Source organism: Prevotella sp. BV3P1 (assembly GCF_000479005.1).
Taxonomy (GTDB): Bacteria; Bacteroidota; Bacteroidia; order Bacteroidales; family Bacteroidaceae; genus Prevotella.
Genome location: NZ_AWXC01000037.1, coordinates 107359 through 125063, shown reverse-complemented (window position 1 = coordinate 125063; position 17705 = coordinate 107359). Strand labels below are relative to the sequence as shown.

Below are 17705 nucleotides of genomic sequence, written 5' to 3'. Positions count from 1 at the left end.
ATTCTGAATCACAATTCTCTGTGCTTTGAATGACCGATAATTGCCAACAACATGTCGTCATCACAACGCATGCAGAAGAACGAGTTGGTCAAAACTTTTGATGGCTGTCGGCACTCCTCTTGTCCTATATATTTTTGGTGGCTTCTGCCAGCCACTCGTTCTCTTCGTCCGAAAGATGGGGTGAGAGTTGCCGGTACACCTCGGCGTGATAGGCGTTGAGCCATGCCTTCTCCTCCTCAAGCAGCATGTCCATGAGGATGGGCGTGGTGTCGATGGGTGCCAGCGTGAGCGATTCGAATTGTAGGAACGTGCCAAACTCGGTTTCCTTGTAGGGGGTGACGAGCAACGTATTCTCTATTCGCACACCAAACTTACCCTCCATGTAGATGCCCGGCTCATCAGTAACGGTCATGCCGGCAAGCAGGGGAGCCGGTCGCCACTCCATACGAATCTGGTGAGGACCCTCATGTACGTTGAGATAGCTGCCCACGCCATGTCCGGTGCCATGCATGAAGTTCATTCCCTCGCGCCACATGGGCTGTCGTGCCAATGCGTCGAGCTGCGAGCCACACGCCCCCGACGGGAATTTGCACAGCTCCAGTTGGATGTGTCCCCGCAGCACCAGCGTGTACACGCGGCGCTGCTCGTCGGTCAGCTCACCCAAGGCGATGGTTCGGGTGATGTCGGTAGTGCCGTCCTGGTACTGCCCACCGCTGTCAATCAGTACCAATCCCCGCGGCTCTATGGGCGCATCGGTAGCGGGTGTGGCCTCGTAATGCACGATGGCGCCATGCTCCTCGTAGCCCACGATGGTATCGAAGGACACGCCCCTGAACAGGTCTTGCTCGGAACGGAAGCCGGTTAACTTCTCATCGAGCGACATCTCAGTCTGTCCCCCGGCCTCAACGGCAGGATTGAGCCATCGCAGGAATTTCACCATCGCCACGCCATCACGCACCATGGCGGCACGGAAGCCGGCTATTTCGGCTTGGTTCTTCACCGCTTTCAACACGGGGATGGGACTGGTAAGCGGGAGTATCTTCGGGCCGCTCACCCGCTCAAAAAGGTCATGATTGATCTGCTGCGGATCCAATGCGATGTTGTATTCGCCATAACCAGCCAGTACATCCTTCACCTGGTCATAGCGGCTCACCTCCACACCCTCACCTTTCAGGTACGCTTTCACGTCGGGCGTGAGCTTGTCGGGGTCGATGCACAGGGTGGCTTTGTTAGTACTAATCAGCAGGTAGGCCACGAACACGGGGTTACAATGCACGTCGGTGCCGCGCAGGTTCAAAGTCCAGGCAATATCATCGAGGGCAGAAACCAGGGTACCATCAGCATGTTGTTGGCGCAGGGCCTGACGAATGCGGGTCAGTTTGTCAGCGGTTCGCTCGCCTGCATACCGCAAGGGCTGAATCTGCACCGTATCTTTCGGGATGTCGGGACGGTCTTTCCAGATGATTGCCAGTGGGTCCAGGTTCGTCCGAATGGTGATGCCGCCCCGCTCACGCATGTCCAGTTTCATCTGCATCACAAATTGGTGTGCGTTCACCTGACCGTCCATACCGATTTCGGTGCTGTCGCTTTGCTGGAGTTCGGCACCCAGCCAATCAGCTATGGTGGGCGTCTCGGGCAAGCCCTGCTTCATCAATTGAAACTCCGTTCCAGCCAGTTGGTTGGCCGCAGCGATGAAGTAGCGCGAGTCGGTCCACAGCGCAGCATGGTTCATCGTAACGACTGCCACGCCGGCCGAGCCGTCAAAACCAGATATCCACTCGCGCCCTTTCCAATGGTCGGGCACATACTCGCTGTTATGGGGGTCGGTACTTGGAAAGATAAATGCGGCCAGTCGCTCACGTTTCATCACCTCTCGCAACGCTGAAAGTCGGTCTGCAATCTCTGTTTTCATAGTCATTCTGTTTTGTTTATTCTATCGCAAAGATAGTTTTTTGCTGGCACAGCGACAAATAAAATTCTTCAAATTGGCAAGCACGGATGACAAACAAAGCCAGTTTTAGAATAAATAACAAATTAAAAAGCAATTAAAGACCAGTATGTTCCCACTTTTTATTAACTTTGTGGTCACAAGCAATAGGACATTTACAGTAACATTTATAAATATTCAAATTAAATTATGGCATTTTTGACAAACGAAAAATTGACCATCGTCGGCGCAGCCGGAATGATTGGTTCCAACATGGTTCAGACAGCATTGTCTATGGGTCTTACAAACAACATCTGTCTTTATGACGTATTCTCACCAGAGGGCGTGGCTGAGGAGATGCGCCAGAGTGGCTTCGATGCAGTGAACATCGTTGCGACAACAGACGTTAAAGAGGCGTTCACCGATGCCAAGTACATCATCTCTTCAGGTGGTGCTCCCCGCAAGGCAGGCATGACACGTGAGGATTTGCTCAAAGGTAACTGTGAGATTGCAGAGGGCTTGGGCAAGGATATCAAGAAGTACTGCCCCGACGTAAAGCATGTCGTGATTATCTTCAACCCGGCCGACCTCACCGGTTTGGTAACGCTTCTTTATTCAGGTTTGAAACCCTCACAGGTTACAACCTTGGCAGCTCTTGACTCTACCCGACTACAGAGCGCGCTGGCAAAGAAGTTCAACGTGATGCAAACAGAGGTGAAGGGTGCTGCTACCTATGGTGGACACGGCGAGCAGATGGCCGTTTACGGCAGTCATGTTACCATTTCGGGTAAGCCCCTGACAGAGATTATCGGCACACCTGAGTTCACCAACGAGGAGTGGGAGCAGATGAAGAAGGACGTAACCAAAGGTGGTGCCAAGATTATTGAGCTCCGTGGACGCTCTTCTTTCCAAAGCCCAGCCTACCTGTCGGTAGAGATGATTCGCTCGGTGATGGGCGGTGAGCCTTTCCGTTTCCCCGTCGGCACCTATGTAAGCACTGACAAGTACAACCACATCATGATGGCCATGAAGACAACACTCGACAAAACGGGTGCACACTACGAGGTTCCACAGGGCACAGCCGAGGAGAATGCCAAGCTGGATGCAAGCTACGAGCACCTTTGCAAGATGCGCGACGAGCTGGTAACACTGAACATCGTTCCGGCAATCTCGGAATGGTCGAGCATCAACCCGAATCTCTAAACGCTGTCGTCTGAACAGACAGACAAACGCTTATAACAGAAGGATGCAGCCAAGAAGATGCTGCATCCTTCTTTTTATTTGTATCTCGCCCGACGGACATGCACGGGAAGAAAACGAAAGGTGTACTTGGGCTATTCGGCTTATTATTAGTACCTTTGCACTTGAAACTAAACATGATAGATGAAAATGGAATTGATAAAAGGTAAAGAGTTTGGAGGCGAACGGCCGCTCTTCGGCATTCACGATACACGGCTCGAAGATGTTACGATTACAGAGGGCGAGTCGGGAATCAAGAAATGCCACAACATAGAGGCCGACCACTGTCGCTTCATTGGCAAATATCCATGGTGGCATGTGGACCACTCGGTGATTACCAACTGCTATTTTGAGACCGGATCGCGCTCGGCGATATGGTACTCCAACGATATGGTGATGAGTGACACCATCATTGATGCGCCTAAACTGTTTCGTGAGATGAGCGGACTGAAGCTGGTCAACGTGCAGATTAACGATGCTGACGAAACTTTCTGGAAGGTAGACCACCTTACCCTGCGCGACGTGAAGCTGCACGGCGGAACCTATCCCTTCATGTTCTGCAACCATGTTGACGTGGACGGACTGGAAAGCGACAGCTTGTATGTGTTCCAATATGTGAAGGACGCCGTGATACGCAACGCCAAAATCACCACCAGAGACTCGTTTTGGGAAACGGAGAACGTCACGGTGTATGATTCGGAGCTGAACGGTGAGTTCCTCGGATGGCACTCTAAAAATCTCAAGCTGGTGAATTGTCACATCACGGGCGAACAACCCTTGTGCTATTGCCAAGGTCTCGTCTTGGAAAACTGTACGTTTGGGGCAGATTGCGACCGCATGTTTGAGGAGACTACCCTCGTGGCCGACATCCGCGGGGCGGTGACCAACATCAAGAATCCCACATCGGGACGCATCGTGGCCGACGCCATCGGTTCGGTGACCATCGACGAACATGTGCTGCAACCCAACGACTGCGAGATCGTCATACGCAACGAACCAACAAACGACAAATAAAGATGAAATACGATTTTGACGAGATTGTGAACCGCCGCGGCACCAACTCGGTGAAATGGGACGAGGTGAAAGAAGAGGGTGTCATCCCTATGTGGGTGGCCGACATGGACTTCAAGGCTGCGCCCTGCATCCTCAAGGCACTGAAAAAGCGTGTAGACCATGGCGTGTTTGGTTACACCATCGTGCCCGACAGCTATTACGAGAGCATCATTTCGTGGTTTGAAAGGCGCCACCAATGGCATATCGAGCGCGACTGGATCATCTACACTTCCGGTGTAGTTCCTGCCATTTCAGCCATTATCAAGGCACTAACGGAGCCTGGGGACAAGGTGCTGGTGCAAACGCCGGTGTACAATTGTTTCTTCTCGTCTATCCGCAACAATGGCTGCACCACCGCCGAGAATGCGCTGGTGCGCAAAGGTAACTCGTATGAAATCGACTTTGACGACTTTGAGAGACAGGCAGCAGATGAGAAGACAAAAGTGTTCTTGCTCTGCAACCCTCACAATCCGGCCGGACGAGTGTGGACACCAGAGGAGCTGAGCCGCATGAACGACATCTGTCTCAGGCATGGCGTGAAGGTGATTGCCGACGAAATTCATTGCGAACTCGTCATGCCAGGACACGAGTTCACACCCTTTGCCGCCGTTTCCAAAGCGTGTCAGGACAATTGCATCACAACTAATTCGCCCACTAAATCGTTCAATATTGCTGGATTACAGATCGCCAACATCATCACCAGCAATGCAGAAGACCGGCAAAAGATTGACCGCGCCATCAATATCAATGAGGTGTGCGACGTCAATCCGTTCGGTGTGATCGCCCTGCAGGCAGCCTACAACGAGGGCGAGGATTGGATTGATCAACTCAATGTCTATCTCTGGGAGAACTACCAGGCACTGAAAACATTCTTCAAAGACAACCTCCCCCAACTCGAGGTCATCGACCTGGAGGGTACATACCTTGTCTGGATGAATGTTCGGGCAACGGGAATGTCCGGCGATGAACTGACCGACAAATTGCTGAAAGAAGGGAAAGTCTTTGTGAATCGTGGCACCATGTACGGTAAAACCGCAGGAGCAGATTACATCCGAATCAACATTGCCATGCCTCGCAGCCTCATGCTTGAAGGATTGAAACGAATTATTGCTGTCCGGTAAAACTTTTTCAAACAAAATAAATTAGGGCTGACACATCTCACGAGGTATCAGCCCTTTTGGTTATCTTTGTTTTCGCAATATAATAAATATAACCATGAGCAAAGATAGTCATTTTACCGGACAGCCGGTCTATAGTCAAGTATTAAAGTTACTCGACAAAGAGAAAATTCTTCAGATAAGCTGCGAAACGAAAGGAAGCTAGGCTTACGTGAAGCGCTTTGACGGCTACCAACATCTCGTCGTAATGCTGTTCGGCATACTCAAACACTTTGATTCTCTGCGCGAACTTGAAATAGGCATGAAGGCTGAGGCTCACAAGCTCAGACACCTCGGAATGAGTTATTTGGTTCGTCGCAGCACGCTTGCTGAGGCCAATATACGCCGCCCTTAGGAGTTCTTTGCAAGTGTTTATGCGTATCTTTTGGAGAAGTATGCCAAATTTTTAGCGGACAGCCGCCCTTCCAAGTGCTATAAGGGGCAGACACACGAGCCTAAAGACTGGGAGAAGTTGCTTTACATGATGGATTCTACCACTATAACGCTCTTTGACAACATACTCAAATATTACTGTCCGCTAAACTTTTGGGTAAGATACAAATTTAGGGCTGACACTTCTCACGAGGTATCAGCCCTTTTTGTTATCTTTGCTTTTGCTTCCAAACTCAGATAACATGGGCAAAAGTACACATTTCTTCGGACAGCCGGTATATGGTCAGCTGATAAAATCTCTCGACCATGATAAAATAGTTGAAATAAGCCGCCGAAACGGCGGTGAGCGGTATGTGAAGACCTTTGACGGCTTCACCCATCTTCTTACGATGCTGTATGCAGTCATCATGCGCTTCGACTCCCTGCGCGAGATAGAGGCGGCGATGACGGCCGAGGTGCGCAAGCTTCACCACATAGGCATTGACAGGGTTCCTAAGCGCAGTACCCTGTCAGACGCGAACGCCAGACGCTCGGAGAAGTTCTTTGAGGACGTGTACCGCGACCTTTACGAGTCCAATAAGGACAGACTTTCTTCGGACAGCCGACGCAATGGTACGGAGGAATGGATAAAACGCCTGAGAATCATCGATTCCACCACGATATCCCTGTTCTCTAACGTCATCTTCAAGGGCGTGGGCCGTCATCCTAAGACGGGAAAGAAGAAGGGAGGCATAAAAGTGCATTCCGTCATTCATGCAAACGAAGGAGTTCACTGTGACGTGAAGTTCACTTCTGCCGCTACCAACGATTCCTTTATGCTCGCCCCCAGCCATTTTAAGCATGATGAAATCATTGCCCTGGATCGTGCATATATCAATTATGAAAAGTTTGAGGAACTGACCGAGAGGAACGTCGTCTATGTCACCAAGATGAAGAAAAATCTCAAATACGAGGTGTTGGTAGACTGCATGGATATGAACGAGGATGGGCTGATGGAATATCGTGAGCAGGTGGTGGTGTTCAGGAAGGGCGGTATCAACCATATAGCGCGTATCGTCACCTATGTGGATATCAAGAAGGGAAAGACGCCAAAGTTGGTGTCCTTGCTTACCAACGACTTTGACATGTCCATGGAGACTATCGTAGCCATCTACCGCAGGAGGTGGCAGATAGAGACTCTTTTCAAGCAGATAAAACAGAACTTCCCACTTAGATACTTCTATGGGGAGAGTGCCAACGCTATCAAGATACAGATTTGGGTTACAATCATTGCCAATCTATTACTGTCACTGTTGCAAAGCTCATTGCAGAGGCGGTGGAGTTTCTCAGGGCTGGCTACTATGGTGCGCATTGTACTTATGGAATACCTCAACATGAATAATTTCTTCAACATGCCGGATGCCGACATGAAACTCATGCTTGAAGCCGCGGCTGAATCGCCACCCGAGGTAACAGAAAATGAATAAGGGGGCTTGTCACTAACATGCTGTCATCCGAACTATTGTGTCTCAATGAGTTGGAATGAGGATTTCTATGTTTAGCGGACAGTAATAGAAACGAATGAAGAATGTGATAGACAAGATTGTATGAGATACTGAATCGTTGAGAGAAAACTACAATGAATGATGCAAAAAGGGGAAGTTGCCAAGTAGCAGCTTCCCCTTTTTGCTTCAATTGTCATCAACAATCTATGCTGATGCGTGGTTTTCTTAGAAGAAATAGGCCACACCTACACGCCAAGAGTTGGCCTGGGTCTTGTGGTTTTCTACGCTTTCCTTCACACCTTTCCATGTAATGTCACCCGTCTTTCCGACACCTACATTGTAGTTGGCTGTAACTTGGAAATGCGTGGCGATGGTCAAGCCAACACCAGCATTGACACTGAAGTTAGATGACTTCATTGTCCATTCAGCTGCTTGATCTTTAAGCTCTGATATTTTCTTCACCTTATCACCTATATTGAAAGCAATCTGCGGACCTGCAAACACGAAAATATTAGCTGCACTACCCATACCAATACTATATTTTACGTTCACAGGAACTATCAGTTGTTGCTGTTTCAAAACGGTATTGAACTTGTTGTTGATGCCTTCAACCTTAGCTTCTTGCCTGTTGTACAATGCAGACAGGTCCAAACCAAGACCAGGAGCAGGCAAACCCATTTTTAAAGTTGGACCAATGAAGAAGCCAGCACGATTGGTTGTGTTGAAAACATCTTTGTCTAACGACATTTGACTGAGGTTCATACCTCCCTTGATACCTAACTTTACTTGTGCACTAACTGGTAAAACTGTTACCATGGCCAAAACCATGATAAGTGAGATAATACTTTTTTTCATTTCTTTGTGTATTTATTTAAATAAGAAAAAATAATCAATCTTTTAATGACGTTGCCGCCTAACGGTTACACGTGCAGGCGAATTGCTTGACGAAGAGGAAGTACGACGGCTTCTACTACTCTTGACAGTTGTTTCCTTGCCCGCCGCCCTTCGATTACGTTTCACACGCTTTGACTTGACATCCTTAGGATTGAGCTTGGCTATGCTGTCCAAAGAGTCCTTGCGAGCCTGGTCTCCCCACATATTCTTTTCAAAGAGTTTTATTTCTGCCTCAATGCGCTTCTGTGCGTTCGCCATGGCCGAATCAGTGGGATATTCTTGAGATAACGTTCGTCCCAACATGTTGTTGGTCTTGTAAATCTTTCCTTTATATAGATTCTTTGTAAAATAATCATCCACACTCATCACGGCTGCATTGTTGAGGTTGCTCGTCATGATGGTTTGCTTGGACAAGAATGGAGCCAAATCTTCATACTTCACCCAGAACAAGGGATAGGATGTGGCACCATCACCAAAGTCATCTACCCGCTTCATAATGGGACATAAGGCCAAGACTTTGGTGTGGAATGTGGCCGTAGCTTGATCATAATAAGCACTTTCCTTGATGTAATAGGCCGTTACCTCACGTGAAGGAATATCACTATCATCAATCCGAATACCTCGATCAGTGCGCTCATAATAGACATGATAGTTGTCCAAAAACGCCAAAGGTTTCACCCTGGCAGAATCTTCGAACGTTTCATTACCATCCAACCGATACTCATACGCACGGATGTTGCCTGTCATCATCAGCTTGAAAATGTAGCAAAACAGGTTCATCTGCGTGCCCATAGGCTCCACAGGATAGTACAAGCCCGCATTGGCATCTTGCGTCAAGTCGAGCTCACGATAGATGTCGCGTCGCCATACCACATCCTCAGCCATCTTAGCTTCTGTGGGATACGACAGTTGGGCGCGCATGCTAATCGTATTAGCGTTTGACTGCTGTGCGCGTTGTTGCTGCGCTCTTCGAGCCGGTGGCTGTGCAACGGTGAACTGAACGACACACAATAACAGGGATATGAATAATAATTTCTTCTTCATTTTATTTCTGATTATACAGCTTGTCGAGGTGATGTCACCCATATTTATTTGACGATAATTTCCATAGACGCAGGCAATCGACGGGTTAACCCATCAGGACCAACTGCCGTGACATGTGATATATAGAACCGACGATTACGAGACAGCTTGCGGAATTCATTACGTTGCCGCGCCGAGAAGCGTGCCCCATCGGAAGTCATAGGAACGGCATTGCCCATGCTGTCAAAGAAAACGGTTTCAAAACTAACCACCTTAAACTGGATATCCAACAAACCATCGTCGATGGCAGCGTTGATACCCGTGGCTCCCATCAAGGAGGCTTTGGCTAAACCGCCACCTTTAAACCGATCGGTTCCCATGGCAATGTATGCAATAGGATCAGGCAACTTGCGCACATGAAACGTGAATTTGCCCACTTGTCGTGACACACCATTATAATTGGACGACACTTGAATGGTGACATCTTTACCAACAGCCGTTGGACGAGCAATGTACTTACCAGCTCCTACTGACCTAAATCCTCCACCAGTCATCGATGCAGAAACAGATGTTAACGGCACACCAGGAATGCTGATGCTGATGGGATTCTCATAACCAGCGTACAACACGTTCATCAAGTCAGCCGACACGGTTGCGCTGGGCGCCACAACAGAATACTTTTGCGTGAAATCACGCCGTATTACATCACCGCTTCCATTGCGCATCGTGATGTAACCACTGAACGAATGTTCGCCAACGCCACCAGCAGTAAACTGGTATGTGTTGTTTCGTAAGTTTACTTTCCTTCCACCTATATATATTTCAGGTTGACGAGTGGTATCCACTGCCGCCATAACAATCTGTGCAGAGAACCGGTCACCACTGACAACAGTGCGTGACTCGGGAATAACAAAGGCGTTCAACTTATTGACACGAATGTCCTTGACGTCGACATTGGCCACGAGTGCGTGCAGCACTTCTCCCTCGGCATAACGCACATCACTTTGCAATTTGGATAACATCGTGACGGCAGCCGACACAGGCATGTTTTCAAACATATACTCCTGCCAATTCTTCCCCATAGCCTTGGCGCGTTTGGACAGTTGCGTTGTGAGGTTGCTCTCTATCGTCTTGCGCTGGTGTTCGTCGGTTATCATCTTCAAAATTTGCTCGCGATAATGATTCACTCGCTCATAAAGCAGCTTTCCCTTGCCTGTCCCAGGAGCCAACATAACGTGCGAGGCGGCTTCAAGGTCATCCTTGTGTTTGATGTCGAACACGTTTCCATCGGGGCCGTCAGCCTCTTTAACGATATTTTCCTTGAGCTGTTGCGCAAAATCATACAGTGAGTCACTCATGCGTTTCACCGTCGTAGCCTTGTCAAACCACGCTTGCACCTTCTCTGGATTTGACTTAAACTGCTCCGAGAGCTGGTGATAGATAGACACATTCTCCCTTGACGAGTTGTCCGTTGTACGGTTCAGGCTCTCCTCTACCACGGCGAATCCCTCTAAGACTTCCGTGGAAACGTTCAGAGCCAGCATCGCCATCAAGACGACATACATGAGGTTAATCATCTTTTGGCGCGGAGATAACGGTCTTTTCTTTATTGCCATTCTGAGTTGGTGAGTTTATGAGTTCTTGAGTTTATAAGTTGGTGAGTTCTTGAGTTGGTGAGTTCTTGAGTTGATAAGTTCATGAGTTGTTTACTCTTGCGACGGCTCTAACCCCGGATTGGCTGCGCGCATGTTCACGGTCATGGCCTCAATCATGCGAGCATATATCTTGTTGAGCTGCTCAATTTGTTGTGCCATCTTGCGGGTCTGGTCATTGATTTGGTCAATGGTGCCTATCTGCTGACTGGCACCCTTCAACTGCATTTCGTAAACTTTGGATATACCCGTCAACGTACGGTTCAGGTTTTCCATTTCCTCACTATCCCGGGTCAGTCTTACACTCTGCTCTGATACCTTCCCCAACGTCTCCGTCAGTCGTTTCAGCGCATCAACATAGTTGTCTTGCGCCTCGGCCAAAGTCTGCAATTGCTGTGCATTCTCAACCTGTTGAACTTGACTTCCCAAGGGAACCTCTGCAGATACTTCCCCTACAGTCTGCTCTGCAGTAGACGGATGTCCAACAACAGCGTGACGTGGGGCTGAGGCAACAGGCCTTGATGCATTCACAGCTTGTGCGGGAGTCGTATCATAGTCATACGTTACCTGCCCCGTTTCCAAATACTCTTCCGTCACTCGCGTTGGGATATCACGACCGTCAGCCGTTTTATCAAACGGACGGTCAAAAGCTGAGAGAAAGAACACGAAGACCTCAGTACCCATGCCTATGAACAACATGAGGTTGCCACCAGACAAGTGAGTAAGCTTGAACAAAGCTCCCAGGATGACCAATGAGGCACCCCAACTGTAAGCATAGTTCAAGAACGTCTGCCCCGGAACACTGTCCATCCACTTTTGCAGACGATAAATCATATTGAATTTGCTGTATCCACTCATTTTCTTTTGCCTTTCTTCTGTTTAGTACTGGTTGTGTTTGCCAAGCTGCGTACGCATCTGAACCCGATGTACGAACGAGGTTGATTTTGATATTCCCACGTACGCCAAGCACTTCTGATGTACGATTCTGGGTCTTTCCACGATCCGCCGCGTACACTTTTTTTCTTCAATTTGTACGGATCTTCCAACGCTGCCTTATATTCCAACTGCGGATTCAAATCGTTCATCGCATCAACACCAGCCTCAGTATAAATGGTACTCGTCCATTCAGCCACATTGCCCGCCATGTCGTACAAACCGTTGGAGTTAGCACCGTAGATGCCTACCTTACTGGTAATGAGGTTGCCGTCCTTGGTATAGTTGCCACGGTCGGGCTTGAAATTGGCATAGAAACAACCCTCACCTGAGGCTACTGCCTCATTTTCCCACGGGAATTCCGTGCCGTCCTTGCCACGAGCCGCGTATTCCCACTCTGCTTCTGTTGGCAGACGATAGCGTTGTATGTAACGAGCCTCTCCACCCAATCCTTTTAACAGATAATCGGTTCGCCATGCGCAGAAGGCGTTGGCCTGCTCCCAGGTAACGCCCACGACAGGATAATCGTTGTACGCCGGATTGCTGAAATAGTTACGGAGATAAGTCTCGTTGTCCGAATTTTGGAAATCATTCACCCAACAGGTGGTGTCTGGATATACGTTGACGATATAAGTATTGAGGAAATCCCATGGACCCGATCGTGGTCGGTTGATGGTTTCGCTCACAATCTGTCCGTTGTCATCAACGTATGCGGTGTCCTTGGAAATCATCACCACTTCATCAGGATCAACGGTCAGATCGGTATTAAGATTACGCTCTTGAGGCAACATTCTGTTTTTTCTCAAGGCAGCGGTTGTATAGTCGTACACCTCGTAGCGATAGTTCAGCTGACGATAGTCGAGCAACTTCTCGCCCGTCACCGGGTTGGTTACATACATACTCTCCAAGGCGCGCTGCTCATCCTCATTCATCTTACGGGGAAGCGCTTTTTTCCAGTTCAGATGAGGTTTAACAGGGTCACCGTTTTTGTCCTCTGTAATGAGATAAGTTTCGTCACCCGCATAGGCTGGATCAGCCAAACGGGTACGCAAGATGCTGTCGCGAACCCAGGTGACAAACTGTTTGTATTCAGAGTTTGTCACTTCTGTTTCATCCATCCAGAACCCGTCTACAGAGATATCTTTCTGCGAAAACTGTTTGCCCCAAAGGCTATCCTGCTTTTCAAGCCCCATCTTCAAATAGCCACGGCTTACCCTTGTCATTCCGTATGGCGTGGGTTCGGTGAAGGCTTTTCCGCCGACACCCACTACTTCGCCGCCTTTACCCATAGAAGCAGACTTGCTACCGAAGCAACCTGTCAGCATCATCAAGCCTAATACGGCCAAGCCGAATATCATGTTTCTCTTCATATATCTGAATTTCATTTTTCCACGATGGTCATTATAGAAGTCTTACACTTTTGTGCTTGTTTCTTCCTTTCTTAGCCAGATTGACATCCATCTGGTACCCAACAAACAGTTCGTGACTGCCGTTGCCCGGTTGGATGGCCGATGTGTACAACTCATAACTATAACCCAGCACGATGCCATGAAAGCTACCGCCTACCAAGAACGTGACTGAGTTGGTGGGACTATAAGCTACACCCCCGTACATCATTTTCTTCTCATGCTGATACACCAGGCGGGTTGTAAGGTCGCCACGGTAGGCTACCCCGTCTGTACGGACCAACACAGATGGTTGTATTGTAAGAAACGGATTTCTCAATTGTATATTGTATCCACCTGTTAAATAATATGTAGGATCGATTTGTAATTGATTTTTCTCATTAAACTCAATGAGTGGTGAAGTAAGATGCAACGCTGACACACCTACATACCACGACCGATGCGAATAATACACGCCCGCACCGAGATCGAAGGCATTACCTTCGCCCTTTGTATTGATGAAGGCCGGGTCGTTGGCATCACCTAAATTGAGCCTGGTGCCATCAAACGCCTCACTCAACAAGCCTGCCTGCGCGCCAACCGCAAGTCGACCTCCGAACAATTTGAATCGAAGGGCATACTGCAAAGCCAAACGTTGATGGGTAAAAAGACCAATCTGATCGTTCATCAGCTGTACGCCACCTCCATGATATGCCTTGAGAAAATAAAAAGGCATATCAGCAGCAGCATACATCGTTCGTGGGTTATTCTTAAATCCAACGAAGCTCATGGCGTAAGCCGCATTGATGTTGAGTTTGTTCTGCTTGCCCACTGCAGCGGGGTTGAACGAAGGTTGCATGTCAAAATAATGGCTGAACGCCACATCGTATTGCGCCCTTGCCGGCCCAACCATCCACAACAGCAGACAGAGTAACGTGATTTTCTTGCATTGCACGTCTGCATAACGCACATTTTTACGTTTTATTGTCAAGACAATGGGATGAAGTTGGAAGAAATGACAAACGTCTGACATACCATAACGTTCTACAGGTGGGTTAATAAAAAAGAGCCTCGTTATTACGCAGAACAACAAGACTCTCGGTGTGGGCGTTGACGGATTCGAACCGCCGACCCTCTGCTTGTAAGGCAGATGCTCTAAACCAGCTGAGCTAAACGCCCATTCTTTATCCAGAATGTGGGTGCAAAGGTAATTTGTTTTTGTGAAAACTCCAAACTTTTTTCCATATTTTTCATCAAATCCTGGCTCAGCTCATTCACGGAAGGGGCCTGCTGCGGAACGACAGATGATGCGGAGGATGTAAACATGAACATGAATGCCTGTGTTCATCGAGCCCTCCTGCGATTCGTTCCCATCATGGGATTCAATGTAAAAACCATCGCTCCACAGAACTATCGTCAATTGGTTTCGCACCCACAGAATGTGTATTATTTTTACCAAATAATGCCCCAAAAACGGCACTTGAAAACCTTCAAAATAGAAAAAATCAATAGGTCGGCAGGATGCAAATAAGAGTTGTTTTGAGAAGAATTATCGACTTTTAACTGAAAAGCAATGAGATGGGCACATTAAAAGCATCATCTTGGCGGACAATCTACATGGTATTATGGCGCAAAAGCATGGAGATAACACCCTAAAAGCTATGCTTTTGATGCGAAAAAATGAAGAAACAGAGGGTTAAAAGCTACAAAATCTGCGTAATATCTTCAATCACAAAGAATTACAAAAATCGCTCATATTTAGCGTATTTGCAAGCAGAAGTAAGGTTGATGGATTTCAAGCCAAAGATAAAAAAGATGATTGTCAAGAAAATTCATCCTCATCACAGTTGCGTAGGTGGTGCAGATGTTGCGCACACTACGCTTCTTCAGCGATGCTATCAACATCGCCAGTTCACGGTTGTGCATTCGGGGTACGGCTCTACCCCATCGGGTTTCAGCCACTATTCACGATAGGAAAGTGGCTGAATGCCGTTCATGACTCTACGAATTGCTTGAGTTCTTCCAACGAATGGGCCACCTTGATTTGTTGATGATAATCGCCCCTGATCACGCCTTTGGCCGTTAGGTCGTCCAAAAGAGCTACAAGCGAATCCCAAAAGCCGTTAATGTTGTAAAGAATAACTTGTTGTTGATGGTAGCCAATGCTGTGTGCGGCTACCACCGAGAATATCTCATCCAAGGTGCCAACACCACCCGGAAGAGCGATGGAGACATCACTTTGCGCCAACATTAGCTCTTTGCGGTCGCTCAGGTTGTCGCAAGGAATCTCCACATCAACATAGTCGGACACTCTTCCACGCTCCTCTATGATAGACGGCACCACGCCAATGGTTTGTCCACCGCCCTCATGTACGGCCTTTGCGACACACTCCATGAGGCCCAGGTTGCAACCGCCGAACACGAGTGAATGACCTTGCTCGGCCATCCACTTCCCCAGTTGTTCGGTCAATGTGAAATATTCGGGGGCAATAGTATCATTTGCTGAACAAAAAACAGCAATTTTCATGATTGGTTGTATTGAAGGGTGATTGGCGAATGGCTCGCCTTACATATTTTCTCTTGCAAGCCGATCGCCTTGGAAAAACAAATTAAAGTTTTTGAAACTCGCCGTAGATGCGGTCGGCAATCGACTTGAATTCTTCTTCAGAAAGTTTCAAATGCTCTTTTCTAAAGTTCACATCGGCCTCGCTATTCATGGGAATGAGGTGGATATGCGCATGTGGCACTTCCAATCCTAGTACCACTTGCGCCACTTTTTTACACGGGAAAGCGCGCTTCAAGGCCACAGCTACCTTTTTGGCAAACACCTGATATTCGGCCAACTCATCATCTTCCATATCGAAAATGTAATCCACCTCGCGACGTGGAATAACCAACGTGTGTCCTTTTTGCAACGGACTGATGTCTAAAAAAGCATAAAACTTCTCGCTCTCTGCACACTTGTAGCTGGGAATTTCGCCAGCTGCAATTTTAGAAAAGATGTCCATGGTCTTAACGTTTTTTATTCAACTGTTATCTTGTCAATGCGTAGTTTGATGGTGCCGGCTGGTATCTTGATATCCACCTCATCACCCACTTTCTTGTTTAGAAGCCCTTGTGCGATAGGCGTTTTGATGGATATCTTCCCCGCCTTGAGGTCAGCCTCGCTCTCACTGACGATGGTATATACCATTTTTGACTTCGTCTTCATGTTCGTCATCTCGACTTTGGACAAGATCTGCACTGTGTCGGCACTGAGACGAGACACGTCAACGATTTTCGCCTCGGCGATGGTCAATTTCATTTTATTGATTTTATCTTCGAGATGCGCCTGCGCTTCTTTGGCAGCGTCATATTCAGAGTTCTCACTCAAATCACCCTTATCACGCGCTTCTGCGATGGCAGCTGATGCCTTCGGGCGCTCAATAGATTCGAGCCTGGTAAGCTCGGCTACAAGATTGTCGTAGCCTTCTTGTGACATATAAGCCATAACGTTATAAGTATTTTTGTTAATAATTGCTGTTGGTGAAGACGATAAAAGAAAGAATTCCGACATCTACCAAAGTGTCGGAATTCCTTTTCCTAAGTCTTCTCTTGTTGTTTACTTTTCGCAAAGTTAGGCATTCTTTTCTAATAAACAAGTTTTTTCACATTATTTATTAAATGATTGGGACGTGTTCTGACAACGGATAATTTACTTCTCGAATTGATTTACATCAAGAAACGAGCATTAAAACCAAATTGTTTGCGCAAACAGTTGCTAATATGCTTAGCCGGCTGTATCTTTGCATCGTGTTTTTCATAGTATTAGATTTAAGGTTAACAAAGATTGGGACTCGGCGGAGCCCCTTTTTTTATGTCCATACGTCAAGTGTGTTGGCATGCTGACAGAAGAAAAAAGGCAACCATTACTGGTTGCCTCAGTGTATAGTTTGGCAGATACTGCCGTGTATCTTACAAATCAAACTTGTAACCCAGTGTTACCTGGAACACGCTGTTCTTAGCATTGACATTGTCGAAAACCTTAGTTACACCCCAATTGTAGCGTCCGTCGATAACGACATTGGCGAACTCATAGGAGAGACCCACTGGGATAGCGAGGTCGAAGCCCTTGGCATCGGTGCCGCCTTTGTCCACTGCAAATGCTGGCTGAACACCCAATTTCACTGCCAATCCAGGCACAACGTATACGTTTGCCATGACAGGCACGTTGATGTAAGCCAGATTAGTCTTTGCATCTTTTATCTCAAACTTTTTATTTCCAATTTTGAAGTCAACGCCAGTATCAAACTTCACGCCTTCTTGTGCGTACATTACACCTCCAGAAAGGCTGAAAATGTCAGATACCTGGTACTCCAGTTCTGCACCAGCAGTGAAACCAACCTTCATCTTTGTCTTTTCAAACTCGGTCATGGTAGCACCCACAACACCTACCTGTGGCTTCAAAGAAACTGTTCCTACTGCGCGTTGCGCAAATGTTGCTACGGAAGAAAGCAGTACAACTGCTGTTAAAATCATTTTTTTCATAAATGTTCTAGTTTTTGTAAATAAATCCTGATTTGTAA

General features: G+C 47.6%; 17 protein-coding genes and 1 tRNA gene. 6 read left to right on the top strand and 12 right to left on the bottom strand.

Annotated features, from left to right (window positions below; genetic code table 11):
* Nucleotides 1-124: 124 nt before the first annotated feature.
* Entirely contained in the window at nt 125-1918 is a 1794-nt protein-coding gene (locus tag HMPREF1254_RS06915; protein ID WP_023057905.1) for an aminopeptidase P family protein, read from the bottom strand.
* A 219-nt stretch (nt 1919-2137) separates the two neighbouring features.
* Here HMPREF1254_RS06915 and HMPREF1254_RS06910 point away from each other — a divergent pair, with 219 nt between their 5' ends.
* The 5 genes from HMPREF1254_RS06910 to HMPREF1254_RS06890 all read left to right on the top strand — a co-directional run bounded on the left by HMPREF1254_RS06910 (nt 2138) and on the right by HMPREF1254_RS06890 (nt 7235).
* The gene (locus HMPREF1254_RS06910; RefSeq protein ID WP_023057893.1) at nt 2138-3130 is read left to right on the top strand and encodes a malate dehydrogenase; all 993 of its coding nucleotides are present in this window, start codon (nt 2138-2140) and stop codon (nt 3128-3130) included.
* 186 nt (nt 3131-3316) lie between these two features.
* Complete coding sequence (locus tag HMPREF1254_RS06905; protein ID WP_196806294.1) at nt 3317-4180, top strand: DUF3737 family protein; 864 nt, start codon at nt 3317-3319, stop codon at nt 4178-4180.
* A gap of 2 nt (nt 4181-4182) precedes the next feature.
* A complete protein-coding gene (locus tag HMPREF1254_RS06900) occupies nt 4183-5340 on the top strand; it encodes a MalY/PatB family protein (protein ID WP_023057938.1) in 1158 nt (385 codons plus the stop codon).
* A 208-nt stretch (nt 5341-5548) separates the two neighbouring features.
* Nucleotides 5549-5731 (top strand): DUF4372 domain-containing protein, encoded by a 183-nt coding sequence (locus tag HMPREF1254_RS12330; protein WP_231385828.1) that lies wholly within the window; start codon nt 5549-5551, stop codon nt 5729-5731.
* Nucleotides 5732-6011: 280 nt separating this feature from the next.
* Entirely contained in the window at nt 6012-7235 is a 1224-nt protein-coding gene (locus tag HMPREF1254_RS06890) for an IS4 family transposase (protein WP_023057903.1), read from the top strand.
* A 243-nt stretch (nt 7236-7478) separates the two neighbouring features.
* On the opposite strand, the gene HMPREF1254_RS06885 is transcribed toward HMPREF1254_RS06890, so the two are convergent.
* From HMPREF1254_RS06885 to HMPREF1254_RS06855, 7 genes are all read right to left on the bottom strand, one after another.
* Nucleotides 7479-8108: a porin family protein gene (locus HMPREF1254_RS06885; RefSeq protein WP_023057907.1), complete on the bottom strand. Its 630-nt coding sequence runs from the start codon at nt 8106-8108 to the stop codon at nt 7479-7481.
* A gap of 42 nt (nt 8109-8150) precedes the next feature.
* Nucleotides 8151-9191 (bottom strand): type IX secretion system ring protein PorN/GldN, encoded by a 1041-nt coding sequence (gene gldN, locus HMPREF1254_RS06880; RefSeq protein WP_023057920.1) that lies wholly within the window; start codon nt 9189-9191, stop codon nt 8151-8153.
* A gap of 44 nt (nt 9192-9235) precedes the next feature.
* Nucleotides 9236-10786: a type IX secretion system motor protein PorM/GldM gene (gene gldM, locus HMPREF1254_RS06875; protein ID WP_023057910.1), complete on the bottom strand. Its 1551-nt coding sequence runs from the start codon at nt 10784-10786 to the stop codon at nt 9236-9238.
* A 90-nt stretch (nt 10787-10876) separates the two neighbouring features.
* Nucleotides 10877-11680 (bottom strand): type IX secretion system motor protein PorL/GldL, encoded by an 804-nt coding sequence (gene gldL / locus HMPREF1254_RS06870; RefSeq protein ID WP_023057875.1) that lies wholly within the window; start codon nt 11678-11680, stop codon nt 10877-10879.
* Nucleotides 11677-13125, bottom strand: coding sequence for a type IX secretion system lipoprotein PorK/GldK (locus HMPREF1254_RS06865; protein ID WP_023057901.1), 1449 nt, complete (start codon nt 13123-13125; stop codon nt 11677-11679). The genes gldL and HMPREF1254_RS06865 overlap by 4 nt, the downstream gene beginning before the upstream one ends.
* Nucleotides 13126-13156: 31 nt before the next feature.
* Nucleotides 13157-14173, bottom strand: a complete 1017-nt coding sequence (locus tag HMPREF1254_RS06860; RefSeq protein ID WP_023057914.1) for a PorP/SprF family type IX secretion system membrane protein — start codon at nt 14171-14173, stop codon at nt 13157-13159.
* 71 nt (nt 14174-14244) lie between these two features.
* Nucleotides 14245-14319: transfer RNA gene (locus HMPREF1254_RS06855), tRNA-Val, on the bottom strand.
* A gap of 636 nt (nt 14320-14955) precedes the next feature.
* On the opposite strand from HMPREF1254_RS06855, the gene HMPREF1254_RS12005 reads away from it, so the two are divergent.
* Entirely contained in the window at nt 14956-15114 is a 159-nt protein-coding gene (locus tag HMPREF1254_RS12005; protein WP_155945435.1) for a hypothetical protein, read from the top strand.
* Nucleotides 15115-15133: 19 nt separating this feature from the next.
* Here the strand turns inward: HMPREF1254_RS12005 and HMPREF1254_RS06845 are convergent, their stop codons facing one another.
* The 4 genes from HMPREF1254_RS06845 to HMPREF1254_RS06830 all read right to left on the bottom strand — a co-directional run bounded on the left by HMPREF1254_RS06845 (nt 15134) and on the right by HMPREF1254_RS06830 (nt 17667).
* Nucleotides 15134-15667 carry a TIGR00730 family Rossman fold protein gene (locus HMPREF1254_RS06845; protein WP_023057939.1) on the bottom strand — a complete coding sequence of 178 codons (534 nt, stop codon included), beginning with the start codon at nt 15665-15667 and terminating at the stop codon, nt 15134-15136.
* Nucleotides 15668-15749: 82 nt separating this feature from the next.
* Nucleotides 15750-16148 (bottom strand): HIT family protein, encoded by a 399-nt coding sequence (locus HMPREF1254_RS06840; protein ID WP_004349606.1) that lies wholly within the window; start codon nt 16146-16148, stop codon nt 15750-15752.
* A gap of 14 nt (nt 16149-16162) precedes the next feature.
* A complete protein-coding gene (greA, locus tag HMPREF1254_RS06835; RefSeq protein ID WP_036879185.1) occupies nt 16163-16630 on the bottom strand; it encodes a transcription elongation factor GreA in 468 nt (155 codons plus the stop codon).
* Nucleotides 16631-17094: 464 nt separating this feature from the next.
* A complete protein-coding gene (locus HMPREF1254_RS06830) occupies nt 17095-17667 on the bottom strand; it encodes a porin family protein (protein WP_023057898.1) in 573 nt (190 codons plus the stop codon).
* Nucleotides 17668-17705 lie beyond the last annotated feature (38 nt).

Coding starts and splice junctions, on each gene's coding strand:
- gldL (WP_023057875.1), bottom strand. CDS start 11,680: ATGAGTGGATACAGCAAATTCAATATGATTTATCGTCTGCAAAAGTGG.
- HMPREF1254_RS06840 (WP_004349606.1), bottom strand. CDS start 16,148: ATGGACATCTTTTCTAAAATTGCAGCTGGCGAAATTCCCAGCTACAAG.
- HMPREF1254_RS06915 (WP_023057905.1), bottom strand. CDS start 1,918: ATGACTATGAAAACAGAGATTGCAGACCGACTTTCAGCGTTGCGAGAG.
- HMPREF1254_RS06865 (WP_023057901.1), bottom strand. CDS start 13,125: ATGAAGAGAAACATGATATTCGGCTTGGCCGTATTAGGCTTGATGATG.
- HMPREF1254_RS06830 (WP_023057898.1), bottom strand. CDS start 17,667: ATGAAAAAAATGATTTTAACAGCAGTTGTACTGCTTTCTTCCGTAGCA.
- HMPREF1254_RS06900 (WP_023057938.1), top strand. CDS start 4,183: ATGAAATACGATTTTGACGAGATTGTGAACCGCCGCGGCACCAACTCG.
- HMPREF1254_RS06890 (WP_023057903.1), top strand. CDS start 6,012: ATGGGCAAAAGTACACATTTCTTCGGACAGCCGGTATATGGTCAGCTG.
- HMPREF1254_RS12005 (WP_155945435.1), top strand. CDS start 14,956: ATGATTGTCAAGAAAATTCATCCTCATCACAGTTGCGTAGGTGGTGCA.
- HMPREF1254_RS06845 (WP_023057939.1), bottom strand. CDS start 15,667: ATGAAAATTGCTGTTTTTTGTTCAGCAAATGATACTATTGCCCCCGAA.
- HMPREF1254_RS06910 (WP_023057893.1), top strand. CDS start 2,138: ATGGCATTTTTGACAAACGAAAAATTGACCATCGTCGGCGCAGCCGGA.
- greA (WP_036879185.1), bottom strand. CDS start 16,630: ATGGCTTATATGTCACAAGAAGGCTACGACAATCTTGTAGCCGAGCTT.
- HMPREF1254_RS06885 (WP_023057907.1), bottom strand. CDS start 8,108: ATGAAAAAAAGTATTATCTCACTTATCATGGTTTTGGCCATGGTAACA.
- gldN (WP_023057920.1), bottom strand. CDS start 9,191: ATGAAGAAGAAATTATTATTCATATCCCTGTTATTGTGTGTCGTTCAG.
- HMPREF1254_RS06905 (WP_196806294.1), top strand. CDS start 3,317: ATGGAATTGATAAAAGGTAAAGAGTTTGGAGGCGAACGGCCGCTCTTC.
- HMPREF1254_RS06860 (WP_023057914.1), bottom strand. CDS start 14,173: ATGTCAGACGTTTGTCATTTCTTCCAACTTCATCCCATTGTCTTGACA.
- gldM (WP_023057910.1), bottom strand. CDS start 10,786: ATGGCAATAAAGAAAAGACCGTTATCTCCGCGCCAAAAGATGATTAAC.